18 protein-coding genes are annotated in these 16813 nt (G+C 63.0%); 5 read left to right on the top strand and 13 right to left on the bottom strand.

Annotation, left to right across the window (positions count from 1 at the left end; genetic code table 11):
• The first annotated feature begins 33 nt into the window (after positions 1 to 33).
• Complete coding sequence (locus IAG25_RS12050) at positions 34 to 447, top strand: GlcG/HbpS family heme-binding protein (protein ID WP_187605019.1); 414 nt, start codon at positions 34 to 36, stop codon at positions 445 to 447.
• Between the two features lie 276 nt (positions 448 to 723).
• Here the strand turns inward: IAG25_RS12050 and hemP are convergent, their stop codons facing one another.
• The 4 genes from hemP to IAG25_RS12030 form a co-directional block, all read right to left on the bottom strand.
• Complete coding sequence (gene hemP / locus IAG25_RS12045; RefSeq protein WP_162065347.1) at positions 724 to 972, bottom strand: hemin uptake protein HemP; 249 nt, start codon at positions 970 to 972, stop codon at positions 724 to 726.
• A gap of 148 nt (positions 973 to 1120) precedes the next feature.
• A complete protein-coding gene (locus tag IAG25_RS12040) occupies positions 1121 to 1609 on the bottom strand; it encodes an SRPBCC family protein (protein ID WP_187605018.1) in 489 nt (162 codons plus the stop codon).
• Between the two features lie 39 nt (positions 1610 to 1648).
• Complete coding sequence (locus IAG25_RS12035) at positions 1649 to 2047, bottom strand: OsmC family protein (protein WP_187605017.1); 399 nt, start codon at positions 2045 to 2047, stop codon at positions 1649 to 1651.
• A gap of 134 nt (positions 2048 to 2181) precedes the next feature.
• Positions 2182 to 3054, bottom strand: a complete 873-nt coding sequence (locus IAG25_RS12030) for a pirin family protein (protein WP_187605016.1) — start codon at positions 3052 to 3054, stop codon at positions 2182 to 2184.
• Positions 3055 to 3221: 167 nt separating this feature from the next.
• Between IAG25_RS12030 and IAG25_RS12025 the strand changes: the two genes are divergently transcribed.
• Positions 3222 to 4184 carry a LysR family transcriptional regulator gene (locus IAG25_RS12025; protein ID WP_035506528.1) on the top strand — a complete coding sequence of 321 codons (963 nt, stop codon included), beginning with the start codon at positions 3222 to 3224 and terminating at the stop codon, positions 4182 to 4184.
• Between the two features lie 350 nt (positions 4185 to 4534).
• Here IAG25_RS12025 and IAG25_RS12020 read toward each other — a convergent pair whose 3' ends face one another.
• The 9 genes from IAG25_RS12020 to IAG25_RS11980 form a co-directional block, all read right to left on the bottom strand.
• Positions 4535 to 4957, bottom strand: coding sequence for an ExbD/TolR family protein (locus IAG25_RS12020; protein WP_187605015.1), 423 nt, complete (start codon positions 4955 to 4957; stop codon positions 4535 to 4537).
• Positions 4958 to 4973: 16 nt separating this feature from the next.
• Entirely contained in the window at positions 4974 to 5720 is a 747-nt protein-coding gene (locus IAG25_RS12015; protein WP_035506532.1) for a MotA/TolQ/ExbB proton channel family protein, read from the bottom strand.
• A gap of 34 nt (positions 5721 to 5754) precedes the next feature.
• On the bottom strand, positions 5755 to 6486 hold the full coding sequence (locus IAG25_RS12010; protein ID WP_187605014.1) for an energy transducer TonB: 732 nt from the start codon (positions 6484 to 6486) through the stop codon (positions 5755 to 5757).
• Between the two features lie 327 nt (positions 6487 to 6813).
• The gene (locus tag IAG25_RS12005; protein ID WP_035506537.1) at positions 6814 to 7050 is read right to left on the bottom strand and encodes a (2Fe-2S)-binding protein; all 237 of its coding nucleotides are present in this window, start codon (positions 7048 to 7050) and stop codon (positions 6814 to 6816) included.
• Positions 7051 to 7226: 176 nt separating this feature from the next.
• A complete protein-coding gene (gene murI / locus IAG25_RS12000; protein ID WP_187605013.1) occupies positions 7227 to 8108 on the bottom strand; it encodes a glutamate racemase in 882 nt (293 codons plus the stop codon).
• 4 nt (positions 8109 to 8112) lie between these two features.
• Complete coding sequence (gene bfr, locus IAG25_RS11995; RefSeq protein ID WP_035506542.1) at positions 8113 to 8589, bottom strand: bacterioferritin; 477 nt, start codon at positions 8587 to 8589, stop codon at positions 8113 to 8115.
• Between the two features lie 205 nt (positions 8590 to 8794).
• Positions 8795 to 10318 carry a fumarate hydratase gene (locus tag IAG25_RS11990; protein ID WP_187605012.1) on the bottom strand — a complete coding sequence of 508 codons (1524 nt, stop codon included), beginning with the start codon at positions 10316 to 10318 and terminating at the stop codon, positions 8795 to 8797.
• Between the two features lie 50 nt (positions 10319 to 10368).
• Positions 10369 to 10956, bottom strand: a complete 588-nt coding sequence (locus tag IAG25_RS11985; protein WP_187605011.1) for a TIGR00645 family protein — start codon at positions 10954 to 10956, stop codon at positions 10369 to 10371.
• Positions 10957 to 11148: 192 nt separating this feature from the next.
• On the bottom strand, positions 11149 to 12048 hold the full coding sequence (locus IAG25_RS11980) for a DMT family transporter (protein ID WP_187605010.1): 900 nt from the start codon (positions 12046 to 12048) through the stop codon (positions 11149 to 11151).
• A 333-nt stretch (positions 12049 to 12381) separates the two neighbouring features.
• Between IAG25_RS11980 and acs the strand changes: the two genes are divergently transcribed.
• The 3 genes from acs (at position 12382) to IAG25_RS11965 (ending at position 16789) form a co-directional block, all read left to right on the top strand.
• Positions 12382 to 14364, top strand: coding sequence for an acetate--CoA ligase (gene acs / locus IAG25_RS11975; protein ID WP_187605009.1), 1983 nt, complete (start codon positions 12382 to 12384; stop codon positions 14362 to 14364).
• 77 nt (positions 14365 to 14441) lie between these two features.
• Positions 14442 to 14768, top strand: coding sequence for a DUF4212 domain-containing protein (locus IAG25_RS11970; RefSeq protein WP_187605008.1), 327 nt, complete (start codon positions 14442 to 14444; stop codon positions 14766 to 14768).
• Entirely contained in the window at positions 14765 to 16789 is a 2025-nt protein-coding gene (locus IAG25_RS11965) for a sodium:solute symporter family protein (protein WP_187605007.1), read from the top strand. Before IAG25_RS11970 ends, IAG25_RS11965 begins: the two co-directional genes overlap by 4 nt.
• Positions 16790 to 16813 lie beyond the last annotated feature (24 nt).

Raw genomic sequence — 16813 nt, 5'->3', positions numbered from 1 at the left:
CCACGCCGTCACGCGCGGCAACGAGAGCGAGAAGTGAGAACCAAACCCGTACTGACCGATGAAGACGTGAAGGCCATGGCCGCCGCTGCGGAGGCGCATGCCAGGGAGCACAACTGGAACGTGACGATTGCGATCGTCGACGATGGCGGGCATCTGCTGCATTTGCATCGTCTGGACGGGACGGGCGCGAGCACCGTCGAAATGGCGACGGGCAAGGCGCGCACCGCCGTGCTCGGCCGCCGCGAAACCAAGGTCTACGAAGACACCATCAAGCAGGGCCGCACGGCATTCCTCAGCGCGCCCATGACGGCGATGCTCGAAGGCGGCGTGCCGATCTTCGTCGGCGCGGATATCGTCGGGGCGGTGGGCGTGTCGGGCGTGAAGTCGGATCAGGATGCGCAGATCGCGAAAGCGGGTATCGCGGCGCTGGGTATCGAGAACGTCTGAAGCTTTCGCGCGATGCGCGCAATAAAAATGGCACGTCTTCGTCACGAAGGCGTGCCATTCTGTTTCCGATGCGGCGCTCGTCGGCGCGCATCGTGAGAACCCAAGCAGGAACCAAAAAAAGCGGCTTCGCTTGCTATCGACGACTGGCTGGTATTTGCACGAAGGGGTCTAAATTCTCGCGTGCAAGTCGTCCTCGCTGGCTAAGGCCAAACACCTCTTGGCGAGGTGGTCCCCACAATACCCTGTACGTCCTGCTGTTCTTGCCTGTCTTGCGCGTTACTTCGTCAGGATCAGCTTGCCCAGACGCGTCGCGCGCAACTGATACGTCTCCCCGTTATGCACGATGCTCACGTGGCTGCGTCCCTGCAGCAGCGCGTCGCTCTTGAGCGAGCGCTCGCCGTTGCTTTCCGCTGCGTGAGCGACGTGAACCGTCGTGACGGTCGTCGCCTTCGGGCGGGTGATCGCGGCGTCGCGGACAGCCGGGCGGCGCAGCCTGAGCGTGGAGGATCGCAGCGTGTCGGTCATGTCGGAAGTGTGCGTTCGTTGATTCGATGGGTCTATAGTAAATGATAACTATTCCTATTTGCAACTAGACTTTCCGATTGAAGCGCAACTTTTGATAGCCAGGCTCGATGCGGCGGAGAAGCATTCGCCGCCGCATCGGGCGATACGCTCAATGCAGCGGACTCTCGTCCTTGCGACCGTGCACGAACTGGCGAATCAGCCGCACGGTGTCGATATCCGACTCGCGATAAGCCGACTTCACGATCTCCTGCGTCTGACGCTCGTCGGGCGTGGCGTTTTCGTTCTCCGGCAGCGTCGTGCTGTAGGTGAAGCGCAGGAATAGCTGAAGCGAGTCGGGCTGCACGATCGCCATCGTCAGCGAGCCGCCGACGTAGTCGGCAGTCGGCAGGATGTCGTAGCGCACGCTCGACCCGGGCGTCAGCGTCACGCGATCGCGCACGGTGGCCTGGCCGTAGTGCAGCTCACGCTCCATCGTGTCGCCATCGCGCGAGAGGATGTCGCAGCTATCCAGCCCCAGCACGAACAACTGCGGCTGTTCCGCGCGCAGGACGAGCCCTTCCCAAAGCTGTTCGGGCGTGAGCGAATCGACGAGCGGGTTGAGCGGATCGTTGATCTGGATCAGGTGTTCGAAATTCAAGACGACGTTTCCTTGGACGTTCGTGGTGCCCGCGATGCATCACTGCGGCGTGAGACCGGAGTCGATGCGAATCGCGCCGGACAGGACCTTGTGGATCGGGCACGCATTGGCAATTTGCAAAAGCCGTTCCCGCTGTTCATCGGACAACGCACCCTGGAGCGAGATGCGGCGATCGATGTTCGTACCTTCCGCGGTGCTTTTCATCGACAACTCGACATGGACGCCTTCCAGCGGCCATTCCTTGCGCTTCGCGTACATCTTCAGTGTGATGGACGTGCACGCGCCGAGACTCGACAGCAGCAGCGACGCCGGTTCCGGTCCCGTATCGCCGCCGCCGAGGCTTGCCGGCTCGTCGGCGATCCATGAATGCGTGCCATCTGCGAGACGGACTTGATAGTCGATATTGCCGATGTCGGCGGTCACGGAAGGTCCGGCCATGCGTTGCTCCTTGTTTTGAGAGGGACTGCAAGAATGACGAAAAACGGCGCGGCAAGAACGGTCATTGTGACGCAATGTGTCCGTTCATGCCGCACCGTCTCGTCGAATGCGCGCCGGTGCGCGGGCGAGGACGCTCAGTGCGTGATCGCGCCCATCCGGCCCGCCTGATAGTCGACCACCGCCTGACGGATCTCATCCTCCGTGTTCATCACGAACGGGCCGTAGCGCACGACCGGCTCCTTCAGCGGCACGCCGCCGATCAGCAGCAGTTCGACGGGCTCATCGCTCGCGGCGAGCACGATCGTATCGCTGTCGTCGCGAAAGATCACCATCTGCTGCGCGCGCACCGGCTGGCTTTGCGGACCGTACAGCGCGGTGCCCGACAGCGGATACGCGAACACGCGGTAATCGCGTGGCACGGTCAGCTCGATCCGCGCGCCCGGCTTCAGCGAAAAGTGCTGGTACAGAATGGGCGTGCGCGTTTCGATCGCGGCCCTCACGCCGAGCGCCTCGCCCGCGATCACCTTCACGCTGACCTTGCCGTCCTCGCTGGTCGCGACAGGAATCTCCGTCGACGGAATCTCCTGATAGTGCGGCGCGATCATCTTGTCGCGCTGCGGCAGGTTCACCCAGAGCTGCAGGCCGTGCACGCGGCCGCCACGGCGCGTGAAGTCCTCGGCCGGCATTTCGCTATGCACGACGCCCGCGCCCGCGGTCATCCATTGCACGTCGCCGGGGCGCAGCGTGCCCGAATGACCCGCCGAATCCTTGTGGCCGAACTCGCCTTCGAGCATGTATGTCACGGTTTCGAAACCGCGATGCGGGTGGTCGGGCGCGCCCTTCGCCTCGCCGGGCGCGTAATCGGCGGGGCCCATTTCGTCGAGGAGAAGGAACGGGTCGAAATCCATCAAAAGACGGGTCGGAAACGGGCGATGCACGACAAATCCGCCGCCTTCGACAGTGCGGGTCGCCGGAATGATGCGTTCGATGCTGCGGCTGGTGGACATGGTTGCCTCGTGTCGAATATGCGGAAATAGGGGGAATAGCGATAAATTTGAAACACAGGTCTATTATATGGGCCGCGTTTCGCGGTAAAAGACGCTGTGGCGCAATGGATTGTCGCGCTGGCGATAACGAACCGCGTCAACCCGAATCCATGTCTTCACGAGCGACCATGAAAGCCGACTCGCATGATCTGAACGATCTGATGTATTTCTCGCACGTCGTCGAGCACGGCGGATTTTCGGCTGCGGAGCGCGTGCTCGGCATCTCGAAGTCACGTCTGTCGCGGCGTGTGTCTGAGCTCGAAGCGTCGCTCGGCGTGCGCCTGTTGCAGCGCTCGACACGCAAGCTCGCGCTGACCGAAGCCGGACAGCTCTTCTACCAGCATTGCCAGGCGATGCTCGCGGAGGCCCAGGCGGCCGTCAACGTCGTGCAGAGCCTGCGCGATTCGCCGCGCGGCACCGTGCGCGTGAGCGTGCCCGTGACGATCGCGCAGACGTTTCTCTCGGCGGTGATGCCGGATTTCATGCATCGGTATCCGGAAGTGCGCGTCGTGCTGCGCGTGACGAATCGCGTCGTCGATCTGTTCGAGGATGCCATCGATGTCGCGCTGCGCGTGCGCTCGGAGCCGCCCGCGAGTTCGAACGTCGTCGCGCGGCCGCTGTGGCGCACGGAGCAGATGCTGGTTGCGGCGCCGTCGCTCCTGAAGTCGAACGCGCCGCCGATGACGCCCGCCGAGCTCGCCCAGTACGACACCATCGACACACCCTCAGCCGATGGCCGCCACGTCTATCGCCTGATTGCGCCGGACGGCACGCGCCACGAGTTTGAGCACGAGCCGCGGCTCGTCACGGCAGACCTGTCGATGATCCGCGAAGCCGTGATGCGCGGTGTCGGCATCGCGGCGTTGCCCGAGATGATGTACGGCGCGCCGCTGCGAACGGGGCAGCTCTCGCCGGTGATGCCGGGCTGGACGTTTCCGTCGCCGCAACTCTATGCGGTTTTTCTGTCGCGCCAGGGCATGGTCCCGGCCGTGCGCGCTTTCGTGGATTTTCTCGTCGAGTCGATAGGTAGCGGTCAGCGCTTCCCTGGAGAATGTCCTGTTCAGGAAGCGCCGGAACGGGAAACAGTTTGACCGCATCCGCGTTTGTCATTGGTTTATGACATTGAAGCGCGCGTTTGCGATGGTCAGATTCAATTGAACGTCCCTCATCGCAGCGGTATATTGAAACCTCCTTCGCTAAGGAGCTCCTTATGCGAAAACTCACGGCTGCTCTGATAGTTAGCCTGATAGGGTTGATTGCGCTGTCCGTGTCGACCACGGCTGCCGCATGTGACGGAACTTCTGGCTCTGGCTATTCGAACCCGAAGTGACCGCCTCACCCGAATGCGCCGAGTGCGCACGAAAAAAGGCCTTCATCTGACGATGAAGGCCTTTTACTTTTGAGGCTTGCGCGAGCGCTTATTTGCCGCCCGCTTGCCGCCTTATTTGCCGCTCTTGGGCTCCGTGACGAAACCGATCTTCGTCAGTCCGCCTGCCTGCGCCGCCGACATCAGATCGGCGACCTTCTCGTACGCCACCTGACGGTCCGCGCGCAGATGAATCTCCGGCTGCGGATTCTGCTGCGAGGCCTGCGCGATGCGCGCGTTGAGCGTCGCTTCGTCGATCGGTTGATCGTCCCACAGCGTCGTGCCGTCGGCCTTGATCGCGATATTCACGTGCGCGGGCTTCTCGTCCTGCGGCTGGCTGCTCGCGTGCGGCAAGTCGATCTTGACCGCGTGATGCATGGCCGGAATCGTGACGAGGAAGATGATCAGGAGAACCAGCATGACGTCGACGAGCGGCGTCATGTTGATCTCGCTCATCATGCCGTCGTCTTCGTCTCCGGCGAAAGGGCTCATGGCCATTGCGAGTCTCCCGGACTTACGACGCGCGCGTCGCGAGACGCAGGCTGTCGGTCGAGCCGTTCGTCGCGCGCTTGGTCGACGAGAGTTTCGAGCCCGTGACGAAGAATGCGTGCAGGCCGTGCGCGAAGCGGTTCAGTTTCGTGACGATGCCCTTGTTCGCGCGGGTGAGGGCGTTGTAGCCGAGCACCGCCGGAATCGCGACGAAGAGGCCGAACGCGGTCATGATGAGCGATTCGCCGACCGGACCGGCAACCTGATCGATCGAGGTCTGGCCCGTCGCGCCGATGGTCAGCAGCGCGTGATAGATGCCCCAGACCGTGCCGAACAGGCCGACGAACGGCGACGTGGAACCGATCGACGCGAGAATCGCGAGACCCGACTGCATGCGGCCGACGCCTTCGTCCATCACGTCCTTGAGGCAGCGCGTGATCCAGTCCGACACGTCCATGCGGTCGTGCAGATGCGGCTGCGTCTGGTGATGATGGTCGGCGGCTTCCTGTCCGGCGAGCGCGAGCGCGAGGAACGGGTTGTCCGCCGGGCTCGAGGACTGGCTGCCGAGCTTCTTGATGCCGTCGCTGAAGTCGTCGGAGTGCCAGAACGCCTGTTCGGCATTCTTGGTCAGGCGCTTCAGGCGCACGACATTCCACGCCTTCACAACGATCACCGTCCACGAAAGCACCGACATGATGACGAGTGCGAGCGCGATGCCCCGCGTCACGAAGTCGCCTTGCGCCCAGACGTGCGCAATCCCGTAGTTTTCCATTTTCTCTTTCCTTCCTTGTATCTAAAAAAATCGATCAGTCGTTCAGACTGAAAACGAATGGCACCGTGGCGGTCGCGCGAATCGCTTCGCCATTTTCCTTGTACGGGCTGCACGCGCTGCCGCGTACCGCTTCGAGGGCCGCGTCATCGAGCCGCGACGAACCGCTGCTCTTTTGCAGCGTGATGTTTTCGATCTTGCCCGACAGCCCCACCGTCAGACGAACGACGGCCGTGCCGGTTTCGCCGCGGCGCTTGGCCGTCGCCGGATAGTCTGGCTGCGCGATGTTACAGCTGAGGCGCGCGACATTCTTCGGCGCGGCGAGATCCATGCTCGGCTTGCCGATGGCGGGCGCGGCAGGCGGCGGTGCGGGTTGGGCAGGCGCGGGCGGCGTCGGCTCGGGCGCGGGCGCGGCGATTTGCGACGGCGCTTCGGTGACCGGCATCGGCGTGGGCTTCGGCTCGATCTTCGGTTTGACCTTCGGCTTGGGCTGCGGCTTCGGAACGGGCTGCGGGACCGGTTTGGGTGGCGGCGGCGTTTCGACGGCGACCGGCTGCGGCGCGGGTTGCGGCGTTTCGCTGATCAGTTGCGCGGTGATCGATTTGGCTTCGATCGGGCGCGGCAGCGGCTCGTGGCGCATCGTCAGCGCGACGCCCAGAAGCGCGGCGTGAATGACGACGACAGCGGCGCATGCCGCGATGACGCGCGGATTGGCGTTCGATGCTGGCGCTGTCTGAAATGCGGCGGGAGTAGTTGTCGGGGACTGCATTGTTATTGGCTGCTTGCAATACTGCGTGAATGCTTGCTGAAAACGCTGCTTTCCAACTCGAGGTCCAGCGACTGCGCAGGCACGGTGCGGAAGAAACCAGACGACGTCATTTTCGGAAAATAAGCAGGGAGATAAACAGGGTGGCCACGAAGCCGATCAGCAGTTCCATCTTTCCCTCCAGGGGTAAAGGGGTTGCGCGGCTGGCTAAAAGTGACCGGAAGTTCGAAGGTAACCTGGCTTGCTGGAAACGAGAAAACGACCCGAGGCGCCGCTGGAGAACAACGGGCGCCGCCGGTTGCGCGCGGCGCAGCGGCTGCGCGAGTTGCTTCAGGCGGCTTGACGCTCGTAGAACGTAAGCGGCGCGACATGCTCGCGATGCTCGACGCCGCAGCGCGAGGCGCAGACGCCGCTTTGTGCCATCACATCGCGAACGCTTTCCTCACACTTGCCGCAGCACAGCGCGACACCGAGCTCGAATTGCAACTCGTCGAAGGTATCCACTCCTTCGGCGATGGCGGTTCGAATCTTCCGGTCAGACACTGACTTGCAGACACAGACAATCATGATCGTTCGCAATAGTTAGCGTTAATGCGAATTATTATCATTCGGTATTGGCGCGTTTGCAAGCGAGGCTCGGTGTTTTTTGTAACAGAGCGCGCAAGTTAGCGGGGTTATTGCTAGAGAGCCTTGCCTGGCGGGGGAAAGCGCGCGGCGGGACCGGCGGCGTGCGTGAAAAACCCTCAGACGATGTCGGGTTCAGCGAGGCGCGTGCGGCGCGAAGGGATGTCGACGTGCTCGACTTTGGCGTCGAGTTGCAACAGGGCCGCGGCGAGTTGACGCTGGGAAGCGCCGTCGGCGGTGGAATAGAAGCGCGGCAGGGTGTCGGGCGGCGCGGCGAGGTTCTTCAGCGCGTGAGCGTCCAGCAGGCGATCGAGCTGGCGCGCGATGGCGACACTCGTATCGACGATCTGTAGCCGCTCCCCGGCGATATCGCGGATCGCGCGATCGAGAAAAGGGTAGTGCGTGCAGCCGAGCACGAGCGTGTCCGCGCCGGCGTCGAGCATGGGCGCGATATAGCTTTCCAGCAGCGCCATCAGCGCCGGCGACGACGTATCGCAACGCTCGACCGCCTGAACTAGCCCGTGTCCTGCCTGACAGATGAACCGGCAATCGCCCGCGTAACGGTCGAGCAGCGACTGAAAGCGCGCGGAGCGCAATGTGACGGCCGTGGCGAGCACGCCGACCACGCGCGACTCCGACACCGCCGCCGCAGGTTTCACCCCCGGCTCGACGCCGACGAGCGGAATCGGCAGACGCTCGCGCACGAGCGCGATCGACTGGGCGGTGGCCGTGTTGCACGCGACGACGAGCGCCTTCGCGCCTTGTCCGACGAGCCATTCCCCGATCGCCATCGCGCGGTCGACGATGAAGTCGTCGTCACGTTCGCCATAGGGCGCATACCGCGAATCGGCGACGTAGATCAGGCGTTCGTGCGGCAGCGTCGCGCGCACGGCACGCAGCACCGACAACCCGCCGAGGCCAGAATCGAAAATGCCGACCGGCGCGCTCGCGTCTGACGCGGCACGCTCGTTCGGCTTCAGGGAAGGCACTGCGCCGGGCACGCGATTACTCGTGATCGCCCATCATGGTTTGCTGGTAATTCTGGATGCCGACCTTGTCGATCAGATCGAGCTGCGTTTCCAGCCAGTCGATATGCTCTTCGGTGTCATGCAGGATCTTCTCGAAGATTTCGCGCGACACGAAGTCACGCACCGACTCGCAATACGCGATGGCTTCCTTGCAGGTCGACTGGGAAATCTGCTCGAGCTTCAGATCGCATTCGAGGATTTCCTTGGTTTCTTCGCCGATCAGCAACTTGTGCAAGTCCTGCAGATTCGGCAGGCCGTCGAGCATGAATACGCGCTGGATGAGCCAGTCGGCATGCTTCATTTCGCCGATCGATTCGTCGTATTCGTGCTTGTTGAGCTTCTCGAGGCCCCAGTGCTGATACATCCGGGCGTGCAGGAAGTATTGATTGATCGCAGTCAGTTCGTTCTTCAACTGCGAATTCAGATATTCGATGACTTTCGCGTCGCCTTGCATGATTTCGTGTCCTGTTCTTAACGTGGGGCTTCTGAAAAGATAAACCTTGAGCGTGACAATGCCAAGGTTGAGTAGAAATTTTTTGTTTCAGACGAAACTGAGAATGAAAACCTTTCTCGACTAGCGGCGTTCGAAAGAAAAGAGCCGGGCGGATTGCCCGGCTCCTGACAGTCTCTAGCGGTAATAAACCGCCATTAAGCAACGATCAAGCCGTCGCGACTGGAATCTTGCCGATCTTCGCCTGCCATTCGGCGGGACCGGTCTTGTGGACCGACGTGCCGCTCGAATCGACGGCAACCGTCACCGGCATGTCCTGCACGTCGAATTCGTAGATCGCTTCCATGCCGAGATCCTCGAACGCGAGCACCTTCGCCGCGCGAATCGCCTTCGACACCAGATACGCCGCGCCGCCGACCGCCATCAGATAGGCGGCCTTGTGATTCTTGATGGCCTCGATCGCGACCGGACCGCGCTCGGCCTTGCCGATCATCGAGATGAGGCCGGTTCGCGCGAGCATCATCTCGGTGAACTTGTCCATGCGCGTGGCCGTGGTCGGGCCTGCCGGTCCGACGGCTTCGTCGCGCACCGGATCGACCGGGCCCACGTAATAGATCACGCGGTTCGTGAAATCGACCGGCAGCTTTTCGCCCTTGGCGAGCATGTCGGCGATGCGCTTGTGCGCGGCGTCGCGGCCCGTCAGCATCTTGCCCGACAGGAGCAGCGTCTGCCCCGGCTTCCACGATGCGACTTCTTCCGGCGTCAGCGTGTTCAGGTCGATGCGCTTGCTGGTCTCCGTGTTCGGCGCCCAGGTGACCTTCGGCCAGGCGTCCAGCGGCGGCGCTTCGAGCTTCGCGGCGCCCGAGCCGTCGAGCGTAAAGTGCACGTGGCGCGTGGCCGCGCAGTTCGGAATGATCGCGACCGGCTTCGATGCCGCGTGCGTCGGCGCTGCCATGATCTTCACGTCGAGCACGGTCGCGAGGCCGCCGAGACCTTGCGCGCCGATACCGAGCGCGTTCACTTTCTCGTGCAGTTCCACGCGCAGCTCTTCGATCCAGTCCTGCGGTCCGCGCGCGATGACGTCCTGAATATCGATCGGGTCCATCAGCGATTCCTTCGCCATGACCATCGCCTTTTCAGCGGTGCCGCCGATGCCGATGCCGAGCATCCCCGGCGGGCACCAGCCGGCGCCCATCGTCGGCACGGTCTTCAGGATCCAGTCGACGATCGAATCCGACGGATTCAGCATCGCGAACTTCGACTTGTTCTCCGAGCCGCCGCCCTTGGCCGCGACCTGGACGTCGACCTTGTCGCCCGGCACGATCTCGTAGTGGATCACGGCCGGCGTGTTGTCCTTCGTGTTCTTGCGGCCGCCTTCGGGCGGACTCACGATCGATGCGCGCAGCACGTTGTCCGGGTTCAGGTAACCGCGGCGCACGCCTTCGTTGATCATGTCGGTGACCGACATCGTCGCACCGTCCCAGCGCACATCCATGCCGACTTTCACGAACACCGTGACGATGCCCGTGTCCTGGCAGATCGGGCGCTTGCCTTCGGCGCACATGCGGCTGTTGGTCAGAATCTGCGCGATCGCGTCCTTCGCGGCGGGGCTCTCTTCCAGCTCGTAGGCGCGGCCGAGCGCCTGAATATAGTCGAGCGGATGGTAGTAGCTGATGTACTGCAGCGAATCGGCGATGCTCTGAATCAGGTCTTCCTGCTTGATGACTGTCATGGCTTGGGCTCTGGGGGACGAAATTATTTGTGTGCGTTCTGTCGGACGCTTCAGTCGAGGGCGCTGCGGGGCGCGACGGTTTCGCTGTGAAAGTGCGTCGGATGCGTATGCGTGGTCAGCCGGTCGACATACGCCATGATGAGCGCGGAAACGAGGAAGGCGACGTGGATGATCACCTGCCACATCACTCCGTAGAACGTGTGCTGGTCGGGGTTGATGAAGGTTTTCAGCAGGTGGATCGACGAGATGCTGATGAGCGCCATCGACAGCTTCACTTTCAGCACGCCCGCGTTGACGTGATCGAGCCATTCCGGCTCGTCGGGATGGCCTTCCACGCCGAGGCGCGACACGAAGGTCTCATACCCGCCGACGATCACCATGATGAGCAGATTCGAGATCATGACCACGTCGATCAGGCCGAGGACGACGAGCATGATGTTGGTTTCGTCGAGCGTCATCGCGTGCGTGACGAGGTGCCACACTTCCTTCAGGAACAACACGACGTAGACGGCTTGCGCGACGATCAGGCCCAGATAGAGCGGGACCTGCAGCCAGCGGCTCATGAAGATGACTTTCGGCAGCACTTTCATCGAGCCGGGCTGAGAGGGCGAGGCGGAAGAATGCTTGGGAGCGGACATGGGCGGCTTTTCAGTCGAGGTGGATCGGACCGGAAATGATGACGGGCGAATATGACGAAGAAAAACGTACGATGCGCCGGCAAACGCGCGTTTGAGCGCAATTGCGGTGTCAGGAAGCCCGCTATTGTAGCGCGTCGCCGCGCGGGCCTGCCGAAAGCTTTCAGAATCCGCTGAGGAACGGCCTAGCTGTTTCTAAACACCCGTTTCCCTCGGCACGGTTCCGGTGGCGCGCGATTTGAAACTCGCGAGCGCGATGCCCGTCACGACACACGCGAGCGCGACGCCGTGCGCGAGCGTCGGCCGTTCGTCGAGGAAAGCGATGCCGTAGAGCGCCGCCGCCACCGGCAGCACGGCGCAGAAGACGCCGGCGAGACTGCCGTCGACGTGGCGGATGCCTTTCATCCACAGCCAGAACGAGAAGATGCTGGCGGAGAGCCCATACCATAGGACGAGCGCCCACGTGTCCCAGGCGACGCTGGTCCAGTCGAACTGCGCGAGCGAAGCGGCACCGACGGGCAGCATCAGCAGCAGACCGATGGCATGCGTGTACGCGCAGATGTCGATGGCGGGCAGCGTCTGCGTGAGACGGCGCGACAGGATCACATAGAGCGATTCGCAGCACACCGCGCCGAGCACCATCAGGTTGCCGGGCAAGGAGCTCGCGCCCGTGTCGCCGGCCTGAGCGACATTGATGACGAGCACGCCCGCGATCGCCAGTCCGATGGACGCGAACGCACGTCCGCCCGGCTTCTCCTTCAGGAAGATCCACGCGAAGAGCGCGACCACGGCCGGAATCGTGCTCGTGATGACGCCCGCCGCGACCGCGCTCGTGCGCGCGACGCCGCCCAGCATCAGCAACGTGAAACCAAATGTGCCGAACAATGCCTGCAGGAAAAGATTGACCCACTCGCCGCGCGCGACGCGCTTCATCTTCGACCAGCGCAACAGCGGCCAGAGCACCGCGAGCGCGATCACGAAGCGCAGCAGGGCGAAGAGCGGAACGGGAACGGAAGCGACGATCGACTTGCCGATGCCGACGTTGCTTCCGACGAGCAGCATGGAGCCGATGAGTAATAGGGCGTAGCGATTCAAGCTGGATACCGCGCGGGTAGTTCAGTTACGATTGTGGGGACGCATTGTAGAAGCCGCATGGACTCCGTGTATACCCCGTGCCCGTTGGGCCGGCCACGTAAGAAGCGGGTAAGTTCAACGGCTTATCTTGAATTCAATGCAGGATGTCATGGGCGGCCGAATGTGCCCCGACATGCTTTTCGTGCCGCCCCGGCACGGTTCAAGGAGACAAGGTTGGATACGGGAACGCCGCACGCTTCCCGCGTTCGAACCTCATAAACATGCGGTGCACGCAGCCCATTCAGCGATGCGCGCGCCGCCGGATTTTGGAAACACCATCAGGAGAGGTTGTCGATGTCTGCGATCGAATCGGTTCTTCAGGAAAAACGTGTGTTCCCGCCGTCAGCCAAGGCAACGTCGGGTGCGGCAATCTCCGGCATGGACGCCTACAAGGCGCTGGCAGCGGAAGCAGAGCGCGATTACGAGGGCTTCTGGGCGCGCGTCGCACGCGAGACGCTCACCTGGCACAAGCCGTTCACCAAGGTGCTGGATGAATCGAAAGCGCCGTTCTATACGTGGTTCGAGGACGGCGAACTCAACGCGTCGTACAACTGTCTCGACCGTCACGTCGAAGCGGGCCGCGGCAACGAGAACGCGATCATCTTCGAAGCGGACGACGGCACCGTCACCAACGTCACCTATCAGGATCTGCTCGAACGCGTCTCGCGCCTCGCCAATGCGCTCAGGAAGCGCGGCGTGAAGAAGGGCGACCGCGTCGTGATCTATCTGCCGATGTCGGTGGAAGGCGTGGTCGCGATGCAGGCGTGCGTGCGCATCGGTGCGACGCACTCGGTGGTGTTCGGCGGTTTCTCTTCGAAGTCGCTCAATGAACGTCTCGTCGATGTCGGCGCGGTCGCGCTCATCACTGCCGACGAGCAGATGCGCGGCGGCAAGGCGCTGCCATTGAAGAGCATCGCCGATGAAGCGCTCGCGGCCGGCGGCTGCGAAAAAGTGAAGGACGTCATCGTGTATCGGCGCACGGGCGGCAAGGTCGCATGGACCGAAGGCCGCGACGTGTGGCTGCACGAGATCGTCGAAAACGAATCGGCGACGTGCGAGCCGGAGTGGTTGAGCGCGGAGCATCCGCTCTTCATCCTCTATACGTCGGGCTCGACGGGCAAGCCGAAGGGCGTGCAGCACAGCACGGCGGGCATCCTGCTGTGGGCTGCGCAGACGATGAAGTGGACCTTCGACATGAAGCCGGGCGACATCTTCTGGTGCACGGCGGACATCGGCTGGATCACGGGACATAGCTATATCGCGTACGGGCCGCTCGCGATCGGCGCGACGCAAGTCATGTTCGAAGGCGTGCCGACATATCCGCACGCGGGCCGCTTCTGGGAAATGATCGACCGCCACAAGGTCACGATTTTCTACACGGCGCCCACGGCCATCCGCTCGCTCATCAAGGTATCGGAAGCGGACGAGAAGGTGCATCCGAAGAGCTACGACCTGTCGACGCTGCGCATTCTCGGCACCGTCGGCGAGCCGATCAATCCGGAAGCGTGGATGTGGTATCACGAGAACGTCGGCAAGGGCCAATGCCCGATCGTCGATACCTGGTGGCAGACGGAAACCGGCGGCCACATGATCACGCCGCTGCCGGGCGCGACGCCGCTCGTGCCGGGTTCGTGCACGCTGCCGCTGCCGGGCATCATGGCCGCGATCGTCGATGAAACCGGTCAGGACGTGCCGAACGGGCAGGGCGGCATTCTGGTCGTTAAACGTCCGTGGCCGTCGATGCTGCGCAACGTGTGGGGCGATCCGAAGCGCTATCAGACGAGCTACTTCCCCGAGGAACTCGGCGGCAAGCTGTATCTCGCCGGTGACGGCGCGGTGCGCGACAAGGAAACCGGCTACTTCACGATCATGGGCCGTATCGACGACGTGCTGAACGTCTCGGGTCACCGTCTCGGCACGATGGAAATCGAGTCGGCGCTGGTCGCCAATCCGATGGTCGCAGAAGCGGCGGTCGTCGGCCGGCCGGACGATACGACGGGTGAAGCCGTGGTCGCGTTCGTCGTGCTGAAGCGCACGCGTCCGGAAGGCGACGAAGCGAAACAGATCGCGACCGAGTTGCGCAACTGGGTCGGCAAGGAAATCGGTCCGATCGCGAAGCCGAAGGACATCCGCTTCGGCGAGAATCTGCCGAAGACGCGCTCGGGCAAGATCATGCGGCGTCTCTTGCGCTCGCTCGCGAAGGGCGAGGAAATCACGCAGGACGTCTCGACGCTCGAGAATCCCGCCATCCTCGATCAGCTCGGCGAAGCGCGCTGATCCTGCGCCGGCCGCTGCCCGATGCGGGCGCGGTCGATCCTTATTGCCGATGCCATGCGGTTTTGTTAAAAAGCCGCATGTCCGATTTCTCCAGCCCGACGCCCGCCTCACCGCCGCCCGTATCGGCGGCGATGGCGCGTGCGCATCGGCGCTACTGGCGCTTCAACCTCGCGCTGATCGCCGTGCTGATGACGATCGGCTTCATCGTCTCGTTCGGTCTGCCGCTTTTCGCGCAACGCTTCGAGCACGTACGCGTCGCGGGCTTTCCGCTGCCGTTCTACTTCGGCGCGCAGGGCGCGATTCTCGTCTACGTCGCGCTGATCCTCGTCTATATCGTGCTGATGCAAGTCGCCGACGCGCGCCTTCTGCGTGCCGCCCGGTCGGAACAGGGCGACGAAGCATGAAGCTCACGAACCGGCTGATCCTTTACTACACGCTCTACACGCTCGGCTTTCTGCTTTTCATCTTTCTGATGGAACGCATCGAGCGCACGACAGGGCCGGGCATGTGGATCGGCTATGTGTTCCTGTTCGTGCCGATCGCGGTGTATGCGGTGATCGGACTTTTGTCGCGCACGTCCGATCTCGTCGAATACTACGTGGCGGGGCGGCGCGTGCCGTCCGCGTTCAATGGCATGGCGACCGCCGCCGACTGGCTCTCGGCTGCGTCGTTCATCGGTCTCGCGGGCTCGATCTACGCGAGCGGCTACGATGGCCTCGCGTACGTGATGGGCTGGACGGGCGGCTACTGCCTCGTCGCTTTCCTGCTCGCGCCCTACGTGCGCAAGCTCGCGCGCTACACGATTCCCGATTTTCTCGGCACGCGCTTTTCCAGCAATCTGGTGCGCGCGCTCGCGGCCGTCGCGGCGATTCTCTGTTCGTTCGTGTATCTCGTCGCGCAGATTCAGGGCATCGGCCTGATCGCGTCGCGCTTCATCGGCATCGAGTTTTCGATCGGCATCTTTTGTGGCCTTGCGGGCATTCTCGTGTGCTCGTTTCTCGGCGGCATGCGCGCGGTGACATGGACGCAGGTCGCGCAATACATCATCCTGATCAGCGCGATGCTGATTCCCGTGTCGATGATCGCCCATCGCGAAGGGCTCGGCTGGTTTCCGCAATTCAACTATGGACGCGTGATGGAGCGCGTCGAAGCGCTCGAACGCGCGGTCGCCGTCTCGCCCGATGAAGCGCGCGTGCGCGCCGATTTTCAGCGTCAGGCCGCGCAGATTCAGCAGCGCATCGATGCGCTGCCGCGTTCGTTCCACGACGAGCACGCGCGCCTCGTCGCCGAGATCGCCGAATTGCGGCGGCACAACGGTCCGCTGCGCGAGATCAACGAGCGTGAGCGCGAGCTCGCGGCCTTTCCGCGCGATCCCACTGACGCGCAAGCCAAATGGTCGCGCGAACGCGATGCGTTGATCGAACGCGTCGCCGCGCCCGTGCCGATGACCGAGGCGTTCGCGCCGGGCTCTTCCGGCGACGAGAGTCCGCGCCTGCATCAGGTGAACTTTCTGTCGCTGCTCCTGTGTTTGTCGATCGGCACGGCGAGCCTGCCGCACATTCTCACGCGCTATAACACGACGACGTCGGTGTCGTCCGCGCGGCGTTCGGTCGGGTGGACGCTGTTCTTCGTCGCGCTTTTCTATTTGACGGTGCCGGTGCTCGCGGTGCTGATCAAGCACGAGATATTGACGGGACTCGTCGGTCATCGCTTCGCGGATCTGCCGCAGTGGGTCACGCAATGGCGGCGCGTGGAGCCGTATCTGATCCGCATCAGCGACGTGAACGGCGACGGCATCGTGCGCTGGGCCGGCATCCAGATGCAGCCGGACATGGTGGTGCTCGCGGCGCCCGAGATTGCCGGACTGCCGTATGTGATCTCCGGCCTGATCGCGGCGGGCGCGCTGGCTGCTGCGCTCTCGACGGCGGACGGCTTGCTGCTCACGATCGCCAATGCGCTGTCGCACGATGTGTACTACTGCATGGTCGATCGTCGCGCGTCCAGTCAGCGGCGCGTGACGATCTCCAAGATTCTGCTGCTCGGCGTCGCGTTGCTCGCGTCGTATGTGGCGTCGCTCAATGCGGGCAACATTCTGTTTCTCGTCGGCGCGGCGTTTTCTCTTGCGGCGTCGAGTCTCTTTCCAGCGCTCGTGCTCGGCGTGTTCTGGAAGCGGACGACACAGCGCGGCGTCGTCGCGGGGATGATCGCGGGGCTCGTCGTGTGCGTGTACTACATCGTGTCGACGTATCCGTTCTTCGTGCAACTGACGGGCTTCGCGGGGCCGCGCTGGTTCGGCATCGAGCCGATCAGCTCGGGCGTGTTCGGTGTGCCGGCGGGCTTCGCGGTGGCGATCGCGGTGAGTCTTGTCGATCGCAAACCGGATGCGTACACGCGGGCGCTCGTCGATTACATTCGTCATCCGTAGGGGCTGGCGCACGCGCGGGAAGTT

The sequence above is a fragment of the Caballeronia sp. EK genome (assembly GCF_014384845.1).
GTDB lineage: Bacteria > Pseudomonadota > Gammaproteobacteria > Burkholderiales > Burkholderiaceae > Caballeronia > Caballeronia jiangsuensis.
The sequence above is the reverse complement of the archived record's forward strand: the minus strand, read 5'-3'. Positions and strand labels throughout refer to the sequence as shown.